Origin of the sequence: Acinetobacter proteolyticus (assembly GCF_000367945.1) — a bacterium.
Taxonomy (GTDB): domain Bacteria; phylum Pseudomonadota; class Gammaproteobacteria; order Pseudomonadales; family Moraxellaceae; genus Acinetobacter; species Acinetobacter proteolyticus.
In genome coordinates this window covers 3081470-3106856 of sequence record NZ_KB849179.1, presented here as the reverse complement: position 1 = coordinate 3106856, position 25387 = coordinate 3081470, and the positions used below count along the sequence as shown (strand labels likewise).

At 44.4% G+C, this 25387-nt stretch carries 21 protein-coding genes; 8 read left to right on the top strand and 13 right to left on the bottom strand.

Translation table 11 applies throughout. The annotated features are described in order from the left end of the window. Positions 1–49: 49 nt before the first annotated feature. Together F993_RS02690 and F993_RS02695 are read right to left on the bottom strand one after the other, a co-directional pair. Positions 50–3178, bottom strand: a complete 3129-nt coding sequence (locus F993_RS02690) for an efflux RND transporter permease subunit (protein ID WP_004656929.1) — start codon at positions 3176–3178, stop codon at positions 50–52. A gap of 2 nt (positions 3179–3180) precedes the next feature. After that, positions 3181–4281 (bottom strand): efflux RND transporter periplasmic adaptor subunit, encoded by a 1101-nt coding sequence (locus tag F993_RS02695; protein WP_004656927.1) that lies wholly within the window; start codon positions 4279–4281, stop codon positions 3181–3183. A gap of 152 nt (positions 4282–4433) precedes the next feature. Between F993_RS02695 and F993_RS02700 the strand changes: the two genes are divergently transcribed. The 3 genes from F993_RS02700 to F993_RS02710 all read left to right on the top strand — a co-directional run bounded on the left by F993_RS02700 (position 4434) and on the right by F993_RS02710 (position 9430). Then, positions 4434–5057 (top strand): TetR/AcrR family transcriptional regulator, encoded by a 624-nt coding sequence (locus tag F993_RS02700; protein WP_004656926.1) that lies wholly within the window; start codon positions 4434–4436, stop codon positions 5055–5057. A gap of 84 nt (positions 5058–5141) precedes the next feature. Continuing rightward, positions 5142–7823: a phosphoenolpyruvate carboxylase gene (gene ppc / locus F993_RS02705; protein WP_004656923.1), complete on the top strand. Its 2682-nt coding sequence runs from the start codon at positions 5142–5144 to the stop codon at positions 7821–7823. Between the two features lie 311 nt (positions 7824–8134). Beyond that, positions 8135–9430 carry a solute carrier family 23 protein gene (locus F993_RS02710; protein ID WP_004656921.1) on the top strand — a complete coding sequence of 432 codons (1296 nt, stop codon included), beginning with the start codon at positions 8135–8137 and terminating at the stop codon, positions 9428–9430. Between the two features lie 52 nt (positions 9431–9482). On the opposite strand, the gene F993_RS02715 is transcribed toward F993_RS02710, so the two are convergent. Next, the gene (locus F993_RS02715) at positions 9483–10229 is read right to left on the bottom strand and encodes an SDR family oxidoreductase (protein WP_004656919.1); all 747 of its coding nucleotides are present in this window, start codon (positions 10227–10229) and stop codon (positions 9483–9485) included. 123 nt (positions 10230–10352) lie between these two features. Between F993_RS02715 and F993_RS02720 the strand changes: the two genes are divergently transcribed. Together F993_RS02720 and F993_RS02725 are read left to right on the top strand one after the other, a co-directional pair. After that, the gene (locus tag F993_RS02720) at positions 10353–11255 is read left to right on the top strand and encodes a LysR family transcriptional regulator (RefSeq protein ID WP_004656914.1); all 903 of its coding nucleotides are present in this window, start codon (positions 10353–10355) and stop codon (positions 11253–11255) included. Positions 11256–11361: 106 nt separating this feature from the next. Next, complete coding sequence (locus F993_RS02725) at positions 11362–12252, top strand: LysR family transcriptional regulator (protein WP_004656912.1); 891 nt, start codon at positions 11362–11364, stop codon at positions 12250–12252. Between the two features lie 12 nt (positions 12253–12264). On the opposite strand, the gene F993_RS02730 is transcribed toward F993_RS02725, so the two are convergent. The 3 genes from F993_RS02730 to ilvD all read right to left on the bottom strand — a co-directional run bounded on the left by F993_RS02730 (position 12265) and on the right by ilvD (position 16340). After that, positions 12265–12996 carry a sulfite exporter TauE/SafE family protein gene (locus tag F993_RS02730; RefSeq protein WP_004656909.1) on the bottom strand — a complete coding sequence of 244 codons (732 nt, stop codon included), beginning with the start codon at positions 12994–12996 and terminating at the stop codon, positions 12265–12267. An 81-nt stretch (positions 12997–13077) separates the two neighbouring features. Then, positions 13078–14367, bottom strand: coding sequence for a hypothetical protein (locus tag F993_RS02735; RefSeq protein WP_004656907.1), 1290 nt, complete (start codon positions 14365–14367; stop codon positions 13078–13080). 143 nt (positions 14368–14510) lie between these two features. Further along, positions 14511–16340 (bottom strand): dihydroxy-acid dehydratase, encoded by a 1830-nt coding sequence (gene ilvD, locus F993_RS02740; protein WP_032812580.1) that lies wholly within the window; start codon positions 16338–16340, stop codon positions 14511–14513. Positions 16341–16550: 210 nt separating this feature from the next. On the opposite strand from ilvD, the gene fmt reads away from it, so the two are divergent. Further along, the gene (gene fmt / locus F993_RS02745; protein ID WP_004656903.1) at positions 16551–17513 is read left to right on the top strand and encodes a methionyl-tRNA formyltransferase; all 963 of its coding nucleotides are present in this window, start codon (positions 16551–16553) and stop codon (positions 17511–17513) included. Further along, complete coding sequence (gene rsmB / locus F993_RS02750; protein ID WP_004656901.1) at positions 17510–18817, top strand: 16S rRNA (cytosine(967)-C(5))-methyltransferase RsmB; 1308 nt, start codon at positions 17510–17512, stop codon at positions 18815–18817. Before fmt ends, rsmB begins: the two co-directional genes overlap by 4 nt. 48 nt (positions 18818–18865) lie before the next feature. On the opposite strand, the gene F993_RS20255 is transcribed toward rsmB, so the two are convergent. From F993_RS20255 to F993_RS02760, 3 genes are all read right to left on the bottom strand, one after another. Beyond that, the gene (locus F993_RS20255) at positions 18866–19009 is read right to left on the bottom strand and encodes a methionine/alanine import family NSS transporter small subunit (RefSeq protein ID WP_004656899.1); all 144 of its coding nucleotides are present in this window, start codon (positions 19007–19009) and stop codon (positions 18866–18868) included. A 10-nt stretch (positions 19010–19019) separates the two neighbouring features. Further along, on the bottom strand, positions 19020–20498 hold the full coding sequence (locus F993_RS02755) for a sodium-dependent transporter (RefSeq protein WP_004656898.1): 1479 nt from the start codon (positions 20496–20498) through the stop codon (positions 19020–19022). A 377-nt stretch (positions 20499–20875) separates the two neighbouring features. Further along, positions 20876–22318: an aldehyde dehydrogenase family protein gene (locus F993_RS02760; protein ID WP_004656896.1), complete on the bottom strand. Its 1443-nt coding sequence runs from the start codon at positions 22316–22318 to the stop codon at positions 20876–20878. Between the two features lie 132 nt (positions 22319–22450). Here F993_RS02760 and F993_RS02765 point away from each other — a divergent pair, with 132 nt between their 5' ends. Next, positions 22451–23146, top strand: a complete 696-nt coding sequence (locus F993_RS02765; RefSeq protein ID WP_004656894.1) for a TIGR04219 family outer membrane beta-barrel protein — start codon at positions 22451–22453, stop codon at positions 23144–23146. 290 nt (positions 23147–23436) lie between these two features. Here the strand turns inward: F993_RS02765 and F993_RS02770 are convergent, their stop codons facing one another. From F993_RS02770 to F993_RS02785, 4 genes are read right to left on the bottom strand one after another with little or no spacing between them, the layout of a single operon-like run. Then, the gene (locus F993_RS02770) at positions 23437–23748 is read right to left on the bottom strand and encodes an ankyrin repeat domain-containing protein (protein ID WP_004656892.1); all 312 of its coding nucleotides are present in this window, start codon (positions 23746–23748) and stop codon (positions 23437–23439) included. Next, the gene (locus tag F993_RS02775; protein WP_004656890.1) at positions 23738–24259 is read right to left on the bottom strand and encodes a GNAT family N-acetyltransferase; all 522 of its coding nucleotides are present in this window, start codon (positions 24257–24259) and stop codon (positions 23738–23740) included. Before F993_RS02775 ends, F993_RS02770 begins: the two co-directional genes overlap by 11 nt. A 51-nt stretch (positions 24260–24310) precedes the next feature. Beyond that, positions 24311–24712 (bottom strand): cytidine deaminase, encoded by a 402-nt coding sequence (locus F993_RS02780; protein ID WP_004656887.1) that lies wholly within the window; start codon positions 24710–24712, stop codon positions 24311–24313. A gap of 34 nt (positions 24713–24746) precedes the next feature. Beyond that, a complete protein-coding gene (locus F993_RS02785) occupies positions 24747–25211 on the bottom strand; it encodes a GNAT family N-acetyltransferase (protein ID WP_004656885.1) in 465 nt (154 codons plus the stop codon). Between the last annotated feature and the right edge of the window lie 176 nt (positions 25212–25387).

Sequence of the window (25387 nt, the reverse complement as noted above, 5' to 3'; positions counted from 1 at the left end):
GCTACTATATTGAAATTTTCAATTTTTCGCACCTTTATTCACAAAATAATTACGATAGTTGTGTTGTTTTTTTAACCTTAAACCATGCTGCATACAGTGCAGGCAGGAAAAATAAGGTTAATAAGGTGGCAACAATCAAGCCACCCATAATCGCAACTGCCATCGGACCAAAGAAAATACTACGTGATAAGGGGATCATGGCCAGGACTGCTGCCAGTGCTGTCAACACAATCGGACGGAAACGGCGCATGGTTGCACCAATCACGGCCTCCCACGGTTCATGTCCTGCCAGAATGTCCTGTTCAATCTGATCAATCAAGATCAGTGAGTTACGCATGATCATCCCTGATAGGGCAATGGTGCCAAGCATTGCGACGAAGCCAAAGGGTTTATTGAACAGTAACAAGAACGCCACTACCCCAATCAAACCCAAGGGTGCGGTGAGCAAGACGATGGTTGCCCGCGACATACTGCGCAACTGAATCATCAATAAAGTCATCACTACGGCCAAGAATAAAGGCATGCCTGCATTGACCGAGTTTTGGCCTTTCGCTGATTCCTCGACCGTCCCCCCCACTTCGAGCAGATAACCACTTGGCAGGTCTGCACGAAGCGTCTGCATTTGATCTGCTAACTGCTGAACCACGGTGGCAGGCTGCAAATGGGTACGAATATCGGCACGAACGGTAATGGTCGGCAAACGGTTACGATGCCAAATCAAACCTTCTTCAAAGCGCGATTCAATATTGGCAATTTGCGCCAAGGGTACTGTTGTACCTTTGCTGGTCGGCACGGCCAAGCTTGCCAAAGAAGCCACTTCAACCCGTTCTGATTTATCACCGCGTAACCGAATTTCGATCAATTCACGTTTTTCACGGTATTGATTCATCACCGCCCCTGTCACTGAGGCATTCAAGAAATTGGCTAAATCGACACTGGAAACGCCCATCTGACGTGCACGGTCTTGGTCAATTTCAATCGCAATGATTTTGCTCGGTTCGCCCCAATCCAAATGTACATTGGTGGTATTTGGGTCTTCACTCAGGACTTTGGCCACTTTCTGTGCCCATTGACGTACGGTACTCAGGTCTTCACCCGAGACACGATACTGCAATGGATAACCCACTGGGGGACCATTTTCCAACAACGACACCCGAGTACGCACTTGCGGCAATAATTGCTTGATCTGCTTGTCCAAAGAACGGCGGATCTCATCACGATCATCTAAAGAAGATGCCAAGACCACAAATTGAGCAAAGCTGGCTTGTGGTAATTGCTGATCGAGCGGTAAATAAAAACGTGGTGAGCCTGTACCGACATAGGCCACATAGTTATCAATGCCTTGTTGTTTTGACAGGAACTGCTCTACTTTATGCACCGCTTGTTCAGTCGCGGTCAGAGATGCGCCCTCTTCCAGTTTTAAGTCCACCAAAATTTCAGCCCGATTCGATGGCGGGAAGAATTGTTGCGGTACCAGTTTAAACATGGCCACCGACAATACAAAGATGCCCACCGTTACCGCAATCACGGTTTTGCGATAGGTGATACAGACTTCCACCACACGACGGAAAGATTGATAAAACTTAGATTGATAAGGGTCATGATGCTGACCATGCGTTTCCACCACCGGTGCAGGCTGCTTACGCAATCTTGCCCAAAGACGGACATACCATGCCGCTTGCTGCTGCTGTTTAGTGAAATCAGGCAGGAGTTTTTCACCCAAATACGGTACAAACAACACGGCTGCGATCCATGACACAATCAGCGCAATAGTCACCACTTGGAAAATAGAACGGGTATATTCACCTGTCCCCGATTGAGCGGTGGCAATCGGCAAAAAGCCTGCTGCGGTAATCAGGGTTCCCGTTAACATCGGGAAAGCGGTGGTTTGCCAAGCAAAGCCTGCAGCTTTTAATCGGCTATAGCCCTGCTCCATTTTAATCGCCATCATTTCAACAGCGATAATCGCATCATCGACCAGTAACCCGAGGGCCAAAATCAATGCCCCCAGTGAAATCTTGTGCAGTCCGACATCAAACAGATTCATGCCTGCAAAAGTCATCGCCAGTACCAGTGGAATGGACAGCGCCACCACCAAACCGGTACGGAAACCTAGCGAGAAGAAGCTGACCAATAACACGATGATCACCGCTTCGGCCAAGACTTTTAAGAACTCTTGAATACTGCGTTGTACCGCAACCGGCTGATCCGAAACTTTTTGCAATTTCATGCCCAAAGGCAGGGTTTTCTGTAGACGGTTAAATTCGGTTTCCAGATTTTTACCGAGCGCAATGATGTCGCCACCTTTGCGCATCGAGACCGCAATCCCGATCCCGTTCTCCCCCATAAAACGCATACGGGGTTGCGCCGGTTCGCTAAAACCACGATAAACATCTGCAACATCACCCAGTTGAATGGTTTTATCACCGACCAACAATGGCATTTTTTTCAGGTCTTCGACACTATGCAAATGCCCACTGACACGGATTTGAATACGATCCGTGCCCGTTTCAAAGAACCCCGCACCCGCCATGTCATTTTGCTTTTGAATCGCTTCCTGAATTGCAGTGACAGGCACACCTAACTGAACTGCCTTGGTATTGGACAGTTCAATCCAGATTTTCTGATCTTGCAGACCCACCAGATTGACCTTGTTGACATCTTTGACCCGTTGCAATTGCAGTTGCAAACGGTCGGCATATTCTTTCATCACCGCATAGTCAAAGTCTTTGCCTGTCAGCACATAGATATTGCCAAAGGTGTCGCCAAACTCATCATTGAAAAAAGGACCTTGTACACCACTCGGCAATTGTGAGCGGATATCATTGACCTTCTTACGCACGTTATACCAAACATCTGGAATGGCACTGGACGGCAAGCTGTCCTTCGCGACAAAGGTCACCAGCGACTCACCTGGGCGTGAATAGGCCATGATGCGATCATACTGCCCGGTGGTCATTAACTCTTTTTCAATGCGGTCGGTGACCAGCGTCGATACTTCTTTGGCAGTTGCGCCAGGCCAGTAGGTCTGCACCACCATCACCTTAAAGGTAAAAGGCGGATCTTCACTCTGTGACAGTTTAGAATAGGACATGATGCCCACGATGCCGAGCAACAGCATAAAATAAAGGATAATGCCCTTATTTTTGAGTGCCCATTCTGAAAGGTTAAATTTCATCTCTAACCTCCCGTTTTGACAGTGACATCGCGGTTCTCACGATCGACAGGATGAATCTTTTGCTGGTCACGCAGTAAATGTACACCACCAACCACAACCCAATCTGTTGCTTTTAAACCTGACACAACTGGCACACTATCTCGACCATAAGTGCCTAAAGTCACAGGCACTTTGCGTATACTTTGATTGGCATTCACCACCCACACATAAGCTTGTTGATCGTTGGCCGTGACACTGGATAAAGGTACGCTCAAAACGTTACTGTCCTGCGCCACAAAGAACACCCGTGCGCTTTGCCCGAGTTGAATACTGGACTGCCCTTCCAGTAAAGAGACCTTTACCGTAAAGGTTCGAGATTGATCAGCAGCGGGTGAAACTTCACGAACTTTGGCAGCAAAGCGTGCATCAGGTTGCGACCATAAGGTCACCCATGCAGGTTGTCCGACCTTGATGGTACTCACCGCTTGCTCAGGTACACCGAACACCACTTCGCGCTCGCCATCAATCGCCAATTGATAAGCAGCTTGTCCTGCGGCCAGCACTTGCCCAATCTCAATCTGACGTTGGGTAATCACGCCATTTTTATTGGAGATCAGCTGGTTATAACCCGTTTGGTTAGAGGACACTTCATAATTAGAACGTGCCTGCTGCAAACTGGCTTGTGCCGATTCATACTGATTCTTGACCGCATCAAATTGTGAGCGGCTTACTGCATTGACAGGGAGTAATTGCTGATAACGCTGATATTCTTCAGCCGCAATTTTTGCCGCAGCCTCTGCACTCTGTAGCTGGGCCTTGGCTGCATTCATTTGCAGTTGCGCATCTTTGACATCCAATTTTGCCAGTACTTGTCCGACTTTGACCCGATCACCGACATCGACATAACGTTCCGTAATCTGTCCGCCGACACGGAAGGCCAAAGCGGTTTGCTGTCTTGCCTGTACATCACCGGCATAGCTTTTTTGATCGACATGATTGCGACTGGGTTGAGTCACCATGACATACGGAATTTCCTCTGTCTTCGGTGTCTCTTTTTGGCAGGCGCTGAGGAGTACACTACTGACAATGAGTAACCCCAATATGATACGATTGATCTGATTCATCTCTTTGCGCTCTTATTCAAATTGATTTTTAAGGCGTGATATGAGCATTATCATAGATTGTTTATTTTTTAATTAATATACCCATGAGTACACTAATTAAAAATTAAAGCTAGAATTTTGATTTTTTAGATCAATTAAAAGAGAACGATAACGTGCAAATCAACAGTGGTCGCCCTAAAGATTTAGAGAAAAGAGCCAAAATTTTACAGGCTGCAAAATCTATTTTTTTAAAATTGGGTTATCACGCCACCAATATGAATCAGATTGCCAAAGAAGCAGGGGTCACCAAACTCACGGTGTATAACCACTTCCAAGACAAGGGCAATCTGTTTATCTGCGCCATTGAAGAAAGCTGTGAAGAATCGATTCGGACCAAACAGTTTGAACTGACCGCAGATTCTGATTTCAAACAGGCTTTGCAACTGATGTGTCAACGGGCTTTGAGTATTATCTATCTGCCTGAAGCGCTGAAACTGGATTGCCTGCTGTTTGAACTGGCAGCGGAACAAAGTCCATTAACCCAACAGTTTTTTGATGCGTCACATACTCGCATGTGTCATGTCTGGTGTGATTTTTTTGAGCAAGCCATCGCCTTTAAATTTATTCAGGCAGACGCGCCACTCAAGCAAACAGAGCTGATCATCTCGCTGATGTTGGGTATCCGTCATCAACAAGTGTTACTGGGTCTAGCTCCTGTACCCACGGCGGATGAAATCGATCAGATCATTCAACATGCCATCGAGATTTTTTTGCTTAAATATCAACCGACAATTTAGAGAAAATTCACATTTTTTTACGTTCTGCTCTTGGAATGTCTCCCAATCGCGCTATAGTCGAGTGAGAACAACAGGAGAATTAGAATGATTCAGCAAATCACTGCTCCATTACGTGAAGATGTCCGCTTACTCGGCAATTTACTTGGAGAGACCTTAAAGCAACATGCTGGGCAAGATTTGTTTAATCAGATTGAGCAAATTCGCGCATTAGCCAAAGGTGCACGTGACGGCCAGATCGAAGCAGAAAAACAGCTCGAACAATTGTTTCTCGGTTTAAAAGATGAAGAGATTTTGCCGCTGACCCGCGCATTCTCACATTTTCTAAACTTCGCCAATATTGCTGAACAGTATCATGTGGTACGTAGTCGCCGTCAGGCCGAGTTCGATGAGCACGCGCCTAGCCCAAACCCACTGCCACATTTATTCGAAAAATTTAAAACCCAACAGATCAATGCACAGCAACTGTTTCAACAGATCTGTGATTTAAAAATTGAATTGGTGCTAACTGCACATCCAACCGAGGTCAGCCGCCGTACCCTAATTCAAAAATATGATGATATTACCGACTGCCTTTCACAATTAGATCAACAAAAACTGACACCAAGAGAACGCCAACAGACCATCGCTACCCTGAAGCAATTGGTCAGTTCAGCCTGGCAAACCGATGAGATTCGTCAACATCGCCCAACCCCAGTCGATGAAGCCAAGTGGGGCTTTGCGACCATCGAGCAGTCGCTCTGGAATGCAGTACCGAAATTCATACGTGAACTGAATGAACTCACCCAGCAACATTGTGAACATGCCTTGCCTTTGAGCATCGCACCGATTCGTTTTGCCTCATGGATGGGCGGTGACCGCGATGGCAACCCGAATGTGACGCATCAAGTCACCCAAGAAGTGCTATGGCTATCACGTTGGCAAGCTGCTGATTTGTATTTGCGTGATATTGAAAATCTGCGTTGGGAATTATCCATTCAAAGCTGCTCCGAGGAATTAACTCAAGCATTAGGTTATGAACATCCAGAACCGTATCGTGAATATCTGCGCGACACCCGTGAGCGTTTAAAAGCTACCCGCCACTGGTTGGGACAACGTTTACAAGGCACAGAAGCAGATGACAGCAATATCATCAAAAACAAAGAGGAACTGTTGGCGCCGTTACTGCTTTGCTATCGCTCATTAATCGACAGTAATTTGGCTGAGATCGCCAATGGACAATTGTTGGATTTCATTTATCGGGTCAATTGTTTCGGCATTGAACTGCTCAAGCTGGATATTCGTCAAGAATCGGGGCGTCACCGTCAGGCCATTTCTGCGATTACCGAATATCTAGGTCTAGGTAATTTTGAATCGTGGACCGAACAAGCTCGTCAAAACTTCCTGATCCAAGAGCTACAAAGCAAACGCCCGTTATTGCCAAAGTTCTTTAATGAGCCAGAAGGTAGCCTGATTCAGCATCCTGACGTACTTGAAGTATTTGCCACCATGCGGACCTTGGCAGAACAGCCAACCGAGAGCTTGGGTGCCTATATTATTTCCATGGCAGAATATCCAAGTGATGTGCTCGCGGTTTTATTGCTGCAAAAGGAAGCTGGGATTCAACATCCGCTACGCGTCGTGCCTTTATTTGAAACCTTGAAAGATCTGGATGGCGCAGCCAAAACCATGACGACCTTGTTCAATATGCATTGGTATAAACAGCATATTCAAGGCAAACATGAGGTGATGATTGGCTATTCAGATTCAGCCAAAGATGCAGGCTTTATGTCAGCCAATTGGGCACAATATCGTGCTCAAGAGGAATTGACTGCAATTGCCAAACAACATGGCGTGCAATTGACCTTGTTCCATGGTCGCGGTGGTTCAATCAGCCGCGGTGGTGCACCAACGCAACAGGCTCTGTTCTCGCAACCCCCAGGTTCAATTTCAGGTGCGATTCGAGTGACTGAACAAGGTGAGATGATTCGCTTCAAATTCGGTCTAGAAGGTATTGCGCTGCAAAATCTGGAAATCTATACCGCTGCAACTTTAGAAGCGACCCTACTCCCACCACCAGAACCGAAACAACAATGGCGTGACTTGATGAATCAAATGACTGATTTATCGGTCAAGGTCTATCGTCAAACCGTGCGTGAAAATCCAAACTTCGTCAGCTATCTACGGACGGTTACGCCAGAACTGGAACTGCAAATGTTACCATTGGGTTCACGCCCAGCTAAACGTAAAGTCAGTGGTGGTATTGAATCACTACGTGCCATTCCATGGGTGTTTGCATGGACCCAAATCCGTTTGATGCTGCCGGCTTGGTTGGGTACAGGTACGGCGATTAACCAAGTACATGAACAGCATCAGAACACCCTGAATGAAATGCTGGCACAGTGGCCTTATTTCCAGACCCTGATTGATATGCTGGAAATGGTATTGTCCAAATCTGATGCCGATATTGCCCTGTATTATGAGTCACATCTGACTCAGGATCAGGACTTAAAGGTGCTTGGCGTGGAATTACGCCAGCGTCTGCAAAATGCAGTGGATACCCTGCTACGCTTAAAGGGTGAATCTAAACTGCTCAGCAATAATGAGGTTTTAGATCAATCCATGCAGGTACGTAAACCGTATTTACTGCCGCTACATTTATTACAGGCCGAATTGATGAAACGTCGTCGCCTATATCTGTCGGAACATCAAACCGAACATAGCCCTGTCGATCACGCCTTGATGGTCAGTATTGCAGGGATTGCCGCAGGTCTGCGTAACACAGGTTAAGCACTAATCTTGGCTTTGCCATCAATAGGAACTCTGCCTATTGATGGCAAGACTGGCAAAATATGCCATCTATATTTAAAAAAGAGAAAAAATCCAAAAAAATATTTTGAAAATAAGAGCGTTAACTTTTCAAAGCATCAGCACGAAAATAAATAATAAAACCGCTAGCTTATTTTGAAACAAATTTTACCAAAAGGTAAAAACATAAACTTGCAATGCCTGTTCTGGCAATATTCTCAATGGCTTATAGGTGAAAGCTCGTTTTAAGACAGGGTATCATACGCGCTGATATCACATAATGAGTCTAATTTATGTCAAGTTGGTTTCCAAAATGGCAACCGTATCAGGGCAAGATCGATCATCGACCTGTTGCGACAAATGAATATTTACCGCCCTTACAAAGTGCGGTGCTCGGGGTTCAACACGCATTTGCTATGTTTGGTGCAACAGTTCTCGCACCTTTATTAATGGGTTTTAGCCCAAACCTTGCCATTTTAATGTCAGGGATTTGTACCATCATTTTCTTCCTGATCACAGGTGGACGGGTGCCGAGCTATTTAGGCTCAAGCTTTGCCTTTATTGGTGTGGTTGCTGCTGCAACAGGACACATCACTGGCTCTGGGGCCAATCCTAACCTTTCGGTTGCACTTGGCGGGATCGTCGCCTGTGGTATTTTTTATGCCTTGATCGGTTTTGCGGTGATGCTGACGGGTACGCGCTGGATTGAAAAACTGATGCCACCCGTGGTGACTGGTGCGATCGTGATGATCATTGGTCTCAACCTTGCCCCTGTCACCATCAAAGGAGTTGCGGGTCAACCATTTGAGATGTGGATGGCGCTCATCACTGTACTGAGCATGGGCATCATTGCGGTCTTTACCAAAGGCTTATTACAACGCTTATTACTGCTCGTTGGCTTACTGATTGCCTATGCGATTTATGCCATTGCAACCAATGTTTTAGGCTATGGCAAACCGATTGATTTCTCCCAAATCGCAGCAGCGCCATGGTTTGGTATTCCAAGCTTTTCACATCCAACTTTTGATTTAAATGCGATTCTGATTATTGCACCAGTCGCACTGATTTTAGTGGCAGAGAATCTGGGGCATATCAAAGCAGTGGGTGCAATGACCGGCGAAAACCTGACCCCACAATTGGGCAAAGCTTTTGTTGCCGACGGTTTAGCCACTACCTTATCGGGCAGTGTTGGTGCACCGGGTATGACCACTTATGGTGAGAACATTGGTGTGATGGCCGTTACCCGTGTGTACTCCACCATTGTGTTTGTGATCGCAGGTGTGTTTGCAATTTTCTTGGGTCTTTCGCCTAAGTTTGGTGCAGTGATCAGCACCATTCCAACCGCAGTCCTCACAGGGGCTTCGATTGTGGTGTTTGGCTTGATTACCATTGCCGGTGCGAAAATCTGGATCGAAAACAAAGTCGATTTCTCAAACAATAAAAACCTGATCATTGCCTCAGTCACTATTATTTTAGGTGCCGGCAACTTTGAATTGTTATTTGGTAGCTTTAATTTAGGTGGCATTGGAACCGCAACTTTTGCTGCGATTTTCCTGAACCTGTTATTCAGTTTAAAAGATAAAAACTAAAACCTTGAAGGCAGCGCAAGCTGCCTTTTTTATTTTGCGAATGATACCTCTACTAGATAATGCCACCATTGGCTCTAATCACCTGTGCATTGATCCAGTTACTGGCATCACTCACCGCAAAATCAAGCACCGCAGCAATATCTTCCACAGTGCCTAAACGCTCTAAAGGGGCTGCTTTGGCCAACTGTGCAATCAATGCCTCACTCTTGCCCTCAAAGAATAGTTCCGTCGCTGTTGGACCAGGTGCAATTGCATTGACCGTAATATTTTTACCTCTTAATTCTTTGGCAAGAATAGCCGTCAAAGCTTCAATGGCTGCTTTAGACGCGGTATAAATACCATACCCTTCCAGCTTCATACCGATCACGCTACTGGACAGATTGATAATTTTTCCACCTTGCTCCAGTCGTTTCGCCGCCTCTCGCATGCTATATAAGTTACCTTTTAAATTAATCGCTAAGACCTTTTCAATGGTTTCATCATCTAAAGCTTCAATTTTTTGAAAGCACATAATGCCCGCATTATTAATCAGAACGTCTACTCGTCCATAGCTTTGGATGACATATTCAAATAGCTGCTCAACCTGATGCGACTGGCTGATATCTGCTTTAAATGCGCTTGCGGTCCCGCCTGCAGCTGTAATTTTTTCAACGAGCTGATTCGCTTCTAAATCATTGCGCGCGTAATTAATCACGATTTGATGACCTTGCCGTGCCAATAAGGCTGCACTAAAAGCACCAATGCCTCGGGATGCGCCTGTAATCAAAATCACTTTTTTATCATTTGCTGGCGTATTCATTTTTAACCTCATCCAACTCAACTTATCAAGGAATACGATCTATGATACTGTTCAGTCAGAACAAGATAATCCATCAAATTTCGGCTTCTATATACGGATAGACCGAACAAAAGAATCAAGCCTATGAACAAGTTAAATGCAATGTCGGCATTCGTACATGTGGTTGAGCAGCGAAGTTTTACCAAAGCAGCACAGATCCTGAACTTACCGCGCTCAACCCTGACAGATGCAATTAAACAATTAGAAACGCAGTTGAATACCCGCCTACTGTTTCGGACCACACGACAGGTCAATCTAACTGACGAAGGCCATCTGTATTATCAGCGCTGTAAATATATTCTGGCTTATATTGATGAATCAGATCATGATTTTTTACATGCTAAACCGCAAGGCACGTTAAAGGTCGAAGTCCACGGTATCTTTGCTGCGCATTTTATTCTGCCCAAACTACACCAGTTTCTCGGTGAATATCCACAAATTCAATTACAACTGACTGAAAGTGATCGCTATGTTGATCTGATTAAAGAAGGCATCGACTGTGTGATTCGGATTGGTCATTTAAATAATAGTGAACTGGTGGTCAGACCCTTGGGGCAGATCCCGCAAGTCACCCTCGCGAGTCCTGAATACCTCAACAAATACGGCACACCGAACGCACTGAGTGATTTAAAACAGCATTTTATGGTGGGGTTTTACTCCAGCGCACGACAAAAAGCGCTTCCCTTAGAATTCATCATCAATCATCAGCTTGAGTTTTATGACCTAAGTTCCTTAATTCAGGTCAATGGGGCGCACACCTACTCTGCTGCGGCAGAACAAGGCTTTGGTATTATTCAGGTGCCACGTTATGGTCATTTAAAGCAAATCGAAAATGGTCAGCTGTGCCCTGTGTTAACCCAATACGCTGTCCCTTCTTTACCCGTTTCTTTGCTTTACCCCTCAAAAATACGGGTTTCACCCCGACAACGGGTATTTATTGAATGGATCGTGCAGTTGTTTAAAGATCATCCTTTGGATCAGGGTTAAACGTTTCGCTCATCATCAAAAACGGTTTTTGCTGCACTTAAGTCCACTATCTTTATTGAAGGGATGTTTAGTATGATGGCTTTTTATATTTCAATACGTTGCCATCATGCGTTTTGATTTTTTTGATTTACAACTATTTCTGCATATCGTCACTACAGGCAGTCTGACCAAAGGGGCGGAACGTTCTGCGATTTCCTTGCAAGCGGCCAGTGAGCGCATCAAAAAACTTGAACAATATTTCGATACACCTCTGTTTATTCGACAGACCACAGGCGTTGAGCTTACCAGTGCAGGCCATGCCTTAGCCGAACATGCACGACGTTTGCTCCGACAAAAAGACCAACTTGAACAAGAGATGCAACGCTTTCGGCAGCAACAGCCCGAATCCATAACCCTATGGTGCAACTCCTCTGCACAAAGTGAATATCTGCCACCGCTGTTACCGCAATACCTGATGCGCCATCCTGACATCAATATCGATCTGCATGAAGCTGAAAGTTCAGAGATTATTGCAGCTCTCGGCAAAGGCATGGCCAAGCTCGGCTTGGTTTCCAGTTTCTTTGATATTCGCCCTTTGCAGACCCAAGAATTTGCCAGTGATCCCTTGGTGCTGATTTGCCCAGCCTCACATGCCCTTGCTCAATACACACAATTGAATTTGGTCGAGGCCTTAAACTATGGTTTTATTGGGTTGATGCCGCATCATTCTTTGCAGCAATCCATCGAAACCCAAGCCAAGTTGCTCGGTTTTAATATCCAATACCGTTTACGTTTGCCCAATTTCGCTGCGATTGCTGAAGTGGTGGCAAAAGGTGTTGGTATCGCCATTATGCCTGCCCGCGCTGCACAGCGTTTAGCACCAGATTATCATTTCCACACCGTACAACTCATGGGTGCATGGGCCAATCGGAAACTTTTGTTGGCAACACAGAATTTCAGTCAACTACCCGAAACTTATCAACAGTTTGCAGATTTTTTATTGCAACATCGCCCTTAGTTCAGCCCCCAATTAATGCGATAGCATATAAGCACCTAATGCGACCAATCCCATAAAAAATAGGCGGCGGAAGCGTTGCTCATTCAATTGATAGCGGATTTTTTTACCCAACCACATGCCAATTAAAGCTGCGACCAACGCCACAACCGATAGGCGATAATCGAGGATGATGCCTGCCATTGGATTATGCTGTAAAAACACGGCAAGGCAAATGGTGGACACGGTAAAGGTCAAGCCCAAAGCCTGAACCAGCTCATCCCGTTTTAAATGCAAAGACTGTAAATAAGGTACCACGGGAATAATCACCACACCTGTCGCTACGGTCACCGCCCCACCGATATAACCAACTACGGGTGAGAGCCAACGCTCATATTTGCCCAAATGAGGTAGATTCTTAACGCATAGGCCATAAAGCCCGTACAGTATCAGCATCGTCCCCAAGAGAATTTCACTGCTTTGGCCATGGCTTTGGCTTAAAGTGGGTAAAAAACTCCAGATCGATCCAACTACTATACCGACCAGTAAGGACCAGAAACGGCGTACAAAAGTCCAGACCCGCCCCTCAGCAAACAGCTGCCAGATATTGGTGATCATGGACGGAACAATCAGCAGTGAGGCAGCCTGAAACGGACTCATGGCAATCGTCAGCAGTCCCATTGAGACCGCAGGTAAGCCTAAGCCGATCATGCCTTTAATCATGCCCGCAAAGACAAATACCATCACAATAATTGCTAAAAAAGTCACGCCCGAATCTCCGATATCACATCGGAGTTATGCTACGAAAAAAAGCGCAGCTTGCCCTATTCTTATTTTTGGGAGTAGGCCTCAGGCAGAGCTTGAGGCGGTTCTATATTTATCTTCCAACACATTGCTGAGAATGCTTTCAATCATCCAGACCCGATACAGGCTGTTAAACACATAACTTTGCCCGTCAATCCGCAATTCTAACACTGGAAAATCAGGCTGATGCTTTTGCTGACACAGTTCATCGTTCTGCTGTAGTAAAGCTTCGACATCCTGTTCAGTGATGTGCTCGATCTCTAAACGTTTTTGCATGCGTTGAAAATGGGCTTTAAATGAGAGGTCTTTCCCCCGTGTCCACACGCCTTCAAAAATCTGGTGGATGCAATCGACTTGCTGTTCTTCTGGGACACTATAAAACAGTCGTGCCATCTCATACGTCGCGTCCTTGGTCGGACGGCAGAACGGCGTAAATGCCACTTGGGTTCGCTTGGAAACACGGGTTGCCAAACTCCAGTCAAACCAATCCCGTCCGTGATAACTCAACGGATAGACTTTTAGCTGAATATTATAATAATTGGCCAGTTCTTCTTTAATATAAGCCAATAATAACCAACTCATTGGATCTTCAAGCGCGATATATAAATCTAACTCGGGATGCATGGCCTGCACTTCATTGAGCGCTTCACCATCATTAATCAAATGCTCACGCCATTCGATATGATTGATCAGGAAAATTGGATTTCCAGTCAACAGTTTTTGCTGTTTTAGACGACGGGTCAAACGCAATAAATCATCGACCGCTTGGTATTTACGCTCACCAAATTCGAAATAACTGGCAGCAACGGGCACATCTTTAAAAATGCGTTCAGGATAATCTTGAGGGCTTTGGTGCCGACTGGCCATGGCATACAGGGTACGTAATTTGCCGTATTGTTGCTGCCACAGCATATGGAACACATCTTCCAGTAAATGTAAGAAGTTCTGTTCACGTAAGGGGGTATTTCGAAGAATGGTTTCAGCTTGTTGTAATGCTTCTGCGCTGGGAATTTCTGGAGTGTCATCAAAGCCAAAACGATGTTGCTTGGCCAGAATCTTGGCATCATTTAAACAGTAACTGAGCCATTCCTGCTTGGACATTCCATTCGGAGGCTCCGCGTCCTGCCTCGAAATAATCACTTTTAACGGTTTCAGCTCATCGCTCAGGATTTCATTGAGCTGATCCAGTTGTTGTACCGCAAGATAGCTATAAACATCGTCTAGACGCAGGTAAATGCTTAAACCCTGTTCCGTGGGTAACACCGCCTGACGTGAAGGTTTCTGATAGAACCAACTCGATCGGATGGGATCAAACCAACGACGTAACAAAGACATGTCGATCGCCTCTAATGGTCATAAAGTGAAATATGAATCGATATACTCAAACTTGGGTTGGAACAAGTGAGTCAATAAGTCTGTTCAGTATCTTATAAAATAACAAAAAAGTCCCCCTTAATTGAAAGAGGGACTGAAAGGGATTACAAAACTCGTACTGCGCCTTTGGCTGCACTGGTCGAATGCATTGCGTAAATCTTCAATGACTTAGACACTTTACGTTTACGTTCTTCTGCTGGATGCCAACCCTTGGCTTCCTGCACGGTACGGCGATGCGCCATAGTTGCATCGTCGATATCAAGATGAATGGTACGATTCGGAATATCGATTTGAATGGTATCACCATCTTCAACCAAACCAATTGCACCACCTTCAGCAGCTTCAGGAGACACGTGACCAATCGACAAACCTGATGAACCACCCGAGAAGCGACCATCGGTAATCAAAGCACAATCCTTACCTAAGCCTTTCGACTTCAAGTAACTGGTTGGATACAACATTTCCTGCATCCCCGGTCCACCACGTGGGCCTTCATAGCGAATCACTACGATGTCGCCAGCTACGATTTTATGATCCAGAATCGCTTCAACCGCAGAATCTTGGCTTTCAAAAACGCGTGCTGTACCGGTAAATTTAAGAATCGACTCATCCACACCCGCGGTTTTAACGATACAGCCATCTAGAGCGATGTTGCCGTAAAGGACTGCCAAACCGCCATCTTTAGAGAACGCATGTTCAGCATTACGAATCACGCCTTTTTCGCGGTCACCATCTAAAGTTGAGTAATAACGGTTCTGCGAGAATGCCACTTGGGTTGGAATACCACCCGGAGATGAACGATAGAACTCATAAACGTCTGCATCTTCAGTGCGGATAATATCCCACTTGTCCAAGGCATCTTTCAACGTAGGTTCGTGCACGGTTGGGCATGAGGTATTGAGTAAGTTGGCACGATCTAGCTCGCCCAAGATCGCCATGATGCCACCTGCACGGTGTACATCTTCCATATGCACGTCTTGTTTTGCAGGTGCAACTTTTGACAATACTGGTACTTGACGAGACAGGCGGTCGATATCATCCATCGTGAAATCAACTTCTGCTTCATGTGCAGCAGCAAGTAAATGCAATACGGTATTGGTTGAACCACCCATTGCGATATCCAAAGTCATAGCATTTTCAAATGCGGCTTTGGTTGCAATTGAGCGTGGCAAGATGCTGTCATCATTCTGTTCATAATAGCGTTTCGCCAGTTCAACCACTAAACGACCTGCTTTTAAGAACAATTTTTCACGGTTGGCATGGGTTGCCACGATTGAACCGTTGCCCGGTAGAGACAAACCTAAAGCTTCGGTTAAGCAGTTCATTGAGTTAGCCGTGAACATCCCTGAACATGAACCACACGTCGGACATGCCGAGCGTTCAAATGCCGCAACTTCTTCATCGGTATAGCTTTCGTCTGCTGCAACTACCATGGCATCAACCAGGTCAATCGCCTTTTCATCACCGCGGAATTTAACTTTACCCGCTTCCATTGGCCCACCAGACACGAACACCACTGGGATATTCAAGCGCATTGCCGCCATCAGCATTCCCGGAGTGATCTTGTCACAGTTCGAGATACAGACCATGGCATCGGCGCAATGGGCATTGACCATGTATTCCACAGAATCGGCAATCAAATCACGTGATGGCAGTGAATACAGCATCCCGTCATGACCCATGGCAATTCCGTCATCGACGGCAATGGTATTAAATTCTTTTGCCACACCACCAGAAGCTTCAATTTCTCTCGCAACAAGTTGACCTAAATCTTTAAGATGCACGTGACCGGGAACAAATTGGGTAAATGAGTTGACCACCGCAATAATTGGCTTGCCAAAATCTTCATCTTTCATACCGGTCGCACGCCATAAACCGCGCGCGCCCGCCATATTTCTTCCATGTGTTGATGTTTTCGAACGATAATCAGGCATTTTGTATTCCCAACAAGTGTGTGCTCGAGAAAAATAAGACTTTCTCTCTGGCGAAATGATACTGAGCTCTTTGCATCATACTACAAGTTATCGTTTAACAGATGACCAACAGGCCTATCTTTTTTTGCACAAAAGCAATTCAGCCCGTGAATTAGGGACTCGTCGTGTTTTCGCTTATAATTTGAGATAAGTTTTATTTGGATTCCATTTGTGAAAATCATTTTTGCTGGTACGCCTGAATTTGCGGCAACCGCATTGGCGGCATTATTAAAAACATCCCACCAGATCATTGCGGTTTATACCCAACCTGACCGTAAATCAGGACGTGGGCAAAAATTAACGCCATCGCCTGTTAAACAATTGGCACTTGAACACGGTTTACCCGTTTATCAACCTTTGAATTTTAAAGCGTCTACCGAAGACGGTTTGGCCGCTCGACAAGAACTTGCTGCACTAGGCGCAGATGTGATGGTGGTTGCGGCTTATGGCTTGATTTTACCGCAAGCGGTGTTAGATACACCGAAATACGGTTGTTTAAATATCCATGGATCATTGTTACCCCGCTGGCGTGGCGCTGCACCAATTCAACGTGCCATCGCGACAGGGGATGCTGAAACGGGCATCACCATCATGCAAATGGCGGCAGGTTTAGATACAGGCGATATGATGTATAAAACCTACTGCCCAATCACCGCCGAAGACACCTCTGCCAGCTTGCATGATAAATTGGCGCTTCAAGGTGCAGAAGCGATTTGTACGGTACTTGAATCAGAACAAAGCTTGCAGGATTTCATTGAAAAACGTGAAGTGCAAGATGAGGCGCTGACCGTTTATGCGCACAAATTAGTGAAAGCCGAAGCGCGTATCGATTGGGCTGTAAATGCAGTTCAAATCGACCGTAATATTCGTGCTTTTAATCCTTGGCCAGTGGCTTTTATCCAACTGGATGAAAACAATGCCTTACGTGTTTGGGGCTCGATGCTTTCTCAGCTCAGCAAAACCGATGCACAAGTCGGTGAAATCCTTGCCATTGATAAACAAGGCGTGCATGTTGCCTGTGGCGACGATAGCGCGGTGTGCTTAACCAGTTTGCAATGGCCAGGTGCTAAAGCCTTAAATCCAGTGCAAATTGCTCAAACCCAAAAATTACATCTTGGACAAATTCTCCCATGAGCCAATCGAATCAATCATCTGCAAAAAATTTAAATCTGCGTGCGCAGGTGATCAAAACACTTTTGGCGGTTCAAAATGGGCAATCTTTGTCTTCTGTTTTGAATCAACATCTCAACATCGTTTCTGAACGTGACCGTGGTTTATATCACGAACTTACTTTAGGTTGTTTGCGCCAATGGTATTCGTTAAAAGCCATTACCTTACCCTTGCTCACAAAACCATTAGACAATGAAGCCCTAGAAAGTTGTTTATATCTGGGTTTATATCAAATTTTATGTACGCGCATTCCGGTACATGCTGCGATTTCAGAAACTGTAAATGCGGCTAAGCAACTCGGTTTTGAGCCAATGAGTGGTTTGGTCAATGCGATTCTGCGCCGTGTTTCACGTGAAACAGATGAATTTCAAACCGCGTTGAATCATACCCATGGTTTACCAAGTTGGTTATTCAAACGACTCAAAAAAGATTGGCCTGAGCAAGTAGAACTGCTATGCCAAGCCTTAAAACAAGTCGCGCCACTGACCCTACGCGTCAACGAACGCCAAGTCAGTCGTAATGAATATTTAGAGATTTTGGACGAAGAACAGATTGATGCTCGTCCTTGCACGCTTTCAGATGTGGGTATTGTTTTGGAACAAACAGGCAATATTACCCATTTACCCGGTTTTGAAGAAGGCGGTTTTTCTGTTCAAGATGAACATGCACAATTGTGCGCCACGCTTTTACCGAACCTAGATAACAAAGTTGTTGTCGACGCATGTGCTGCACCAGGGGGTAAAGCTGCACACATCCTTGAGCGCTTTAACCCGAAAAAACTGATTGCGCTGGATCATGATGCCAAACGTTTATTACGTGTGTCTGAAAATTTAGAACGTCTTGCCCTAGATCAGGACAATGTTGAGATTGTGACCGCTGATGCGACGACTTGGCAGGCACCAGAACCCGTCGATTGTATCGTGCTGGATGCACCTTGTTCTGCCACAGGCGTGATTCGCCGCCATCCCGATATTCGTCTGCTCAGACAGTCGACCGATATCGCGCAAACCGTTGCATTACAACAGCAGATTTTGCAGCAGATGTGGCAACAGCTTAAAGTCGGCGGCACTTTGCTATATATCACCTGCTCGATTCTAAAAGCTGAAAATGAGCAGCAAATGGCGGCATTCTTTGCAGAACATGTGGATGCAGAAGAAATCAAAATCAATGCAGATTGGGGCATTGAACAGATCCATGGTCGTCAGTTGTTTCCTTCTGCACATGCTGGCGATGGTTTCTATTATTGCCGAATCAAAAAATTGGCATAAATCAAAAATAAAAAAGCAGGCTTTAGGCCTGCTTTTTTTGAATCTGTTTTAAAGCGTATGCTGATCTTTGACTTCTTCCAGAACCTCATCCAGTTCTTCTGGGTTTTTGGTTAAGTGCAAAATAGACAATGCCAATCCACCCCATAAAAACACCATTGAAATCACCATCATTACGATTGCTGAAGTATTCATATTTGTTCTCCTAGCGATCTTTGATTCGGCTGAGTACAAGTGCAACGACAGCACAGAAAATCACGCTGCCCCATCCAAATACACCTTGTAAGCTCATGCTATAACTATCGTAACCGTTTTTCACCAAATTAAATATGGTCATGCTTAAGGTGGTTAACAAAATCAACGAAGTGATTACGGTTAGGGTGAAATCCCAACCTTTGCCCAGTTGAATCGTCGAAATACGGTTGACGTGATCACGCAATTCACGCAACGCTGAGCGCTTAAACCACGCAATACTGATAATTGAAATCAATGCACCACCAATAATCCCGATGTTATTGATGAAGTGATCGACGATATCCACCAGTTTAATCGCATTCACACTTGAGAATAAGATCACTGAAACCAGCGCACTACCACCACCAATAATCGTTACAGCTTTAGTACGGCCCCATTTCAACTTATCCTGCATTGCCGCAATCGGCACTTCCAAAATACTGACCATGGAAGAGATACCCGCAACAAACAGCGAAGAGAAGAATAAGAAACCAAATAAATCTGCACCGGCCCCTAAACTTGAAATGATTTTAGGGAATGCAATGAATGCTAGACCAATACCACCACTCACAACATCGTGTACTTCTTTTCCTGCCGCATGTGCCATAAAGCCCAACGCAGCAAAAATACCGATACCCGCCAAAATCTCTGTCGATGCATTGGCAAAACCAACGATCAAGCCTGAACCAGTTAAGTTAGTTTTAGGTTTTAAGTAAGAGGCATAGGTCACCATGATCCCGAAGCCAACCGACAACGAGAAGAAAGTATGACCATAGGCAGCTAACCAAACTTTATAGTTCATCATCGCTGACCAGTTCGGAGTAAAGAAAGCATTTAAGCCTTCTACCGCACCTGGTAAACGTAAGGATTGAATCACAAGAACCGTAAACAGCACGAATAACAACGGCATGAAAATCTTATTGGATAATTCAACGCCCTTCTTCACACCGCCATACAAAATGATTAAGGTCAGTGCCCAAATCCCAACAATCGGCCAGAACAAATGGCTCACGAATTGTAGATCGAAGCCTGTGGCTTTCGAGGTCTGCAAATATGTATTAAAGAAGAAGCTTTCTGGGTCACTGCCCCATGCCTGACCAATCGAGAAGTAGACATAACTCCCCGCCCAAGTCAGTACACTGGCGTAGTATAGGCCGATAATGATACAGACACAGACTTGCCACCAACCCAGTGTCTCACCGCCTTTAAATAGCGCACGATAGGCTTTTGGTGGTGAATTACGCGCACGATGGCCGGTTGCATAATCCAAGAATAAAAGAGGTAAACCAGCGGTAATCAACGCCAGTAAATAAGGGATAAGAAACGCCCCGCCGCCATTTTCATAAGCAACATAAGGGAAACGCCAAATGTTACCTAAACCTACAGCTGAACCAACAGCTGCAATAATAAAACCAGATCGTGATGTCCAGTTTTCACGAGAATCTGCCATAAAACACCTAAGTTGTCCTGCTGGCCATTCCATGCTGTGTTAGGTTTTTATTATCCAACAGACATGAAAAGTGCCATAAAAAATCTTGTTTTGCTTGCATGAAATTTCAACCTTGTGGGTCTCCGTTTGCATGGACAAACAAAGCAAAAACCAAACCATCTTCCTTAAAGATTGGGCTTTGTTTTTCTGCTTTTAATAGCCGAACAATACCTGTTTTTATTTCTTTTTACTGTAAATTCTGCAAGAAAAAATCGTGTTTTCTAAACAACTGATTATTTTTCAACAGACTGTAATTTTGACCTTGCAGTCAACTTATAAAAATCAAGTACATAAAACAATCAAGCGAAGCTAAAACTCCGCTTGGGCCACAATCTTTTTTATTGTTTGATGGCTAATAATCTTTCCTCTTGCATATCCCGAATCGCAGAATGAATCCCTTCCCGACCAAGGCCAGAATCCTTCACCCCACCATAAGGCATATTATCGACACGGAACGTTGGGACATCGTTAATAATCACACCTCCAACATGTAAATGATCCCATGCATATAGCATCTTATTCAGATTTTGCGTATAGACGCCTGCCTGTAAACCAAAACGACTCTGGTTAATGGTGGCAATACCCTGTTCAAAATCCTTAAATTTTTCGAGGATCGCCACAGGACCAAAAGCTTCATCTTTATAGATTTCCAGCTTGGCATCTACATTTTCCAGCAAAGCAGGTTCAAACAACATGCCTTGTAAACTTCCTCCTGTCAGTATTTTTGCTCCTTTTTTCTCGGCTTTATCCAGCCATTTTTTTAGGCGAACCGCCTCAGCTTCCTTAATCATTGGCCCAACCAATGTGGTTGCTAAAGCGGGATCATCCACTTTGATTTTTTTCAATTTGGCGACCAGTTTCTTTTTTACTTCCACATAAATATCAGCATGAATTAAAATCCGCTGTACACTGATACAGACCTGCCCCGCATGCCCATAAGCGGCACTGATCAAACGATCTATGAGTGCCTCATCAATCACGGTATCTGCATCGATCAGAACCGCAGCATTACCACCCAGTTCTAAGGTGACTTTCTTGCGCCCTGCACGCGCTTTCATATCCCAACCGACTTGATCTGAACCTGTAAAGCTCAGTAATTTAAAGCGATCATCGGTCACCAAAATATCTGCTGCTTGACGGTCACACGGCAAGATCGACCATGAACCTTTAGGTAGATCTGTTTCAGCTAACACTTTGGCGATCATTAATGCACTGATTGGAGTCAAACTGGCAGGTTTTAAAACAAAAGGACAGCCTGCTGCAATCGCAGGCGCAATCTTATGTGCCACCAGATTTAAAGGGAAATTAAATGGACTGATTAAGGAAATCGCGCCAATTGGCACATGCTTGACCATGCCACGAAAGCGGGCTGCTGCAGGTGTCACCGCCAAGGGTAACATGCGACCATCATCGAGCTGCGTCACCGCATCTGCTGCCAATTGGAAGGTATTAATCAAACGTTCAACTTCGGCACTCGCTGCCCCGCGTGGCTTGCCACCTTCGGCAATCAGGATGTCCGTCAATTCTTCACGCAGTTCATTAAAGCGCTTTACACAATGCAATAAGATCTGTTGTTTTTGAAAGGGCTTTAATGCTGCCATTTTCTGTTCTGCTTTGACTGAAGCAGAAATGGCTTTTTCAAGTACTTTGGCATCGGCCAGAGCAACACGAGCATAGACGGTATTTCGATACTTATCATGTACTTCAAGCCATTGCCCCGTGCTTACCGCTTTTCCCGCGACATACAGTGGATAATCCCGCACGCTTGTTGTATCTGTCATTATTCTTGATCCCATTATAAAAATTTAAAATTAGACTACTGCATATTTTCCAAGATCACTATATGATTCGCCCATTCGCTGATGAATTCACAACAATTCATTACGGTTTTTGATACTGATTAGGACAATGCAATGAAAATATTAAAAATATCAATGCTTGCTTTAGGGACAAGCTTTTGTGGTCTAGCACAAGCAGATATGATTGGTGTAAAAGGTGATCTTAGCTATTGGAATTACGATGGCGAAGCCAATATGGCTGCGCAAACTTCTGCACCAGATCAAGACCTTGATCGTAAAGGTTCTGCACAAGTTTCGCTTGCATTTGAACACCCGATTCCACTGATTCCAAATGCAAAAATTCGCTATGTAAATTTAAAATCACAAACTGAAAATGAAGTTGCAGGTCAGCCAGTTTATGATTTAAATATCGATCATACCGACTTCATTTTGTATTATGAAATCTTAGACACCATCGTAAATGCAGATGTTGGTCTAGGTGCCACTAACCTCAATGGTGATGTAAAAACACTTGGCTTAAGCAAAACTGATATCGATAAAACGGTTCCTGTGATTTATGGATCAGCTGGGGTAAAACTACCTTTCACAGGCTTAAGCGCTAAAGCTGAGTTGTTATATAGCAACTTTAACGACGCTAAAATCACCGATGCGCAAGCCGAACTACAATACAACTTTATTGACAATCTCTTGGTCGATGTTGGCTTAAAAGCAGGCTACCGTATCTTGGATGTCAAATTAGATGATTACGAAAAAAATGACCTTAAATTTAATTTCAAAGGTCCTTATATCGGCTTAGACATCCATTTCTAAGGTTCGAGCTAAGTAAAAACGGAATCAGTAGATTCCGTTTTTTATGAGCAATCATTGAAGACCGCCACATCGATGTACGCTAAAACCTACAATAATCGCCGCGATTGACGAATATCCTAACCTAAACTTTTCACCTATCATACAAATCATAGAGAGACAGGAAGTCTCATTGAGAATAATAAAACACACAGGACGTGGTCGTTAATAGGATATCAACGACATAAACTGAATATGAAGAAGCCCCGTCAGGATGATGGGGCTTCTTTTTATCTATCATTTTTATAGGTGATTTAAAGACTTTTAAGATACGCAACCACTTCGCTATGCTCTGCCATTTCTGCAAGCTGTAATGCCGTATATTCACTTTTATAAGCCACGTTTGCACCTTTACTCACCAACAGCTTCACTACGGACAAATGATCGTTCTCAGCAGCAGCCTGTAGTGCACTATAGCCTTCTTCATCGGTCTGGTTTGGGTCTATCCCCTCTGCCAATAACTGTTCGACTTGTTCCACATCACCAAGGGATGCCCAATACACTAGCTCAGGAAGATGTAGTTCATCATCATCTTCAGGAAGTGGTGAAAAAGAGTTAAGCTTCATGTGTTTCCTCGGATTTAAAAATTAGTTTTCGCTCCATCACAATCACTGGAGCAACATATTCACTGAGTTCTTTACGATAAAGTTCTACAAAACATTCCTTTGACCAAAATGAAAATGCAGGTTCATTTGATTGAACCACTGCAATTCTCAAGCGATCACATCCCCAAACATGAGCAAGACCCGAAATAAAATGGACTGCTTGCGTGCCATAGCCTAAACCTTGATGAGACTCTATAAACAATAACAGTCCAATAAATACTATTGATGACTCGGGATAACCTTGCAGAATATCCATACAACCAATCATCTGTTCTTTATGATAAATCGCGTAAAAAAACTTTGCAGTAAATGGATGTCCGCTAGGCACAGCTTTTAGATCGTTTCGAGCAGCATTTTTATCTGCGCTATATCCTTGAATAAGTTTAAAGTAATTTGGAGTAGCCTCAAATACAGCTTGGATACTGGCTATATCAGTTTCACTATCAGAGCAGAGAAGACGATAACTCAGCATATACTTAATATCCTGATTTTTTAAATACGGGCAACTTTTTCTTATATCGCATCAAAGCTGTACTCCATTCACCATCGACCAATGGTAGGGCATCAATTCTCTTAAGGATTTAAATAATAATTTGTTCTCAGCTGTACTCACTGCCACGAGAACATCTCCTCCCCAATAGGAAAGACGCTCTTGGCAGATTCCACAAGGTGTTAAAATTAGAATATTTGAATGTTCCGACGCTCTACATATACAGAGGGAATGTGTAATTTTTTCATTGATTTTATGTGCCTCCAAGCATGCCCCGACTTCCATACAAAGTGATAAAGCATCATTTCGTGTTTCAGGAGCAACACTTATCAAAATTTTACCACTCTCAGTGGCGAGTGCAGCAACACCACCCCAGCCTTTAGGATAACGGCTCTCCATAAAAACTTTCGCAGCTTGAAATAACTTTTGTTCCATCGTATCTCCAAACAAAGTCATAACTTCGCAATTCTTATTGTTGATATCTCATAATAGTTGCTTCTACCGTATGGTGATTGGCTTGATGTAGCACTTTAAAACCATGTCGTTGGTAGAGTGAAATATTATGGCTTTCACATTGTAAATAAAGCATGGTTACGCCTAATTCTCTGGCTTTTTCTTTTGCCATAGTAATCATTCGGCTGGCAACACCTTGTCCTCGCCATAAAGGATCAACAAAAATCCCACCGATCCAATGCTCATATTCTGGATAGTTTTTATTCTCTCGTAGCTTCAGTTCTAAGGCACCGATCAATTCATTTTCATGATGAGCTACGATTGCTAAAGGAATAACATCACGATTAGCTGCTTTTTCCAGCACCTTTTGATGCATCATTTCTTCGGTAATCTGTAAAGAGAGATAAGCCCATTCGTTATAGTACCACTTTGCAATTTTTCCAATCGCTTCTGGGTGATCTACGAGCAAAGAAATTTTCATTGTATTTTTAGTTTTGAGAATGATTTAACCGATTTTAGCCAATTTCTTCTCCCCGTTTTTCTCTTTCCAATAAAAAAACACCCCCTCAGCGTAAGCGGAGGGGGTGTTTAGATTTAAAAGCTGGCGATGACTTACTCTCACATGGCAAGTGCCACACTACCATCAGCGCTAAGAGG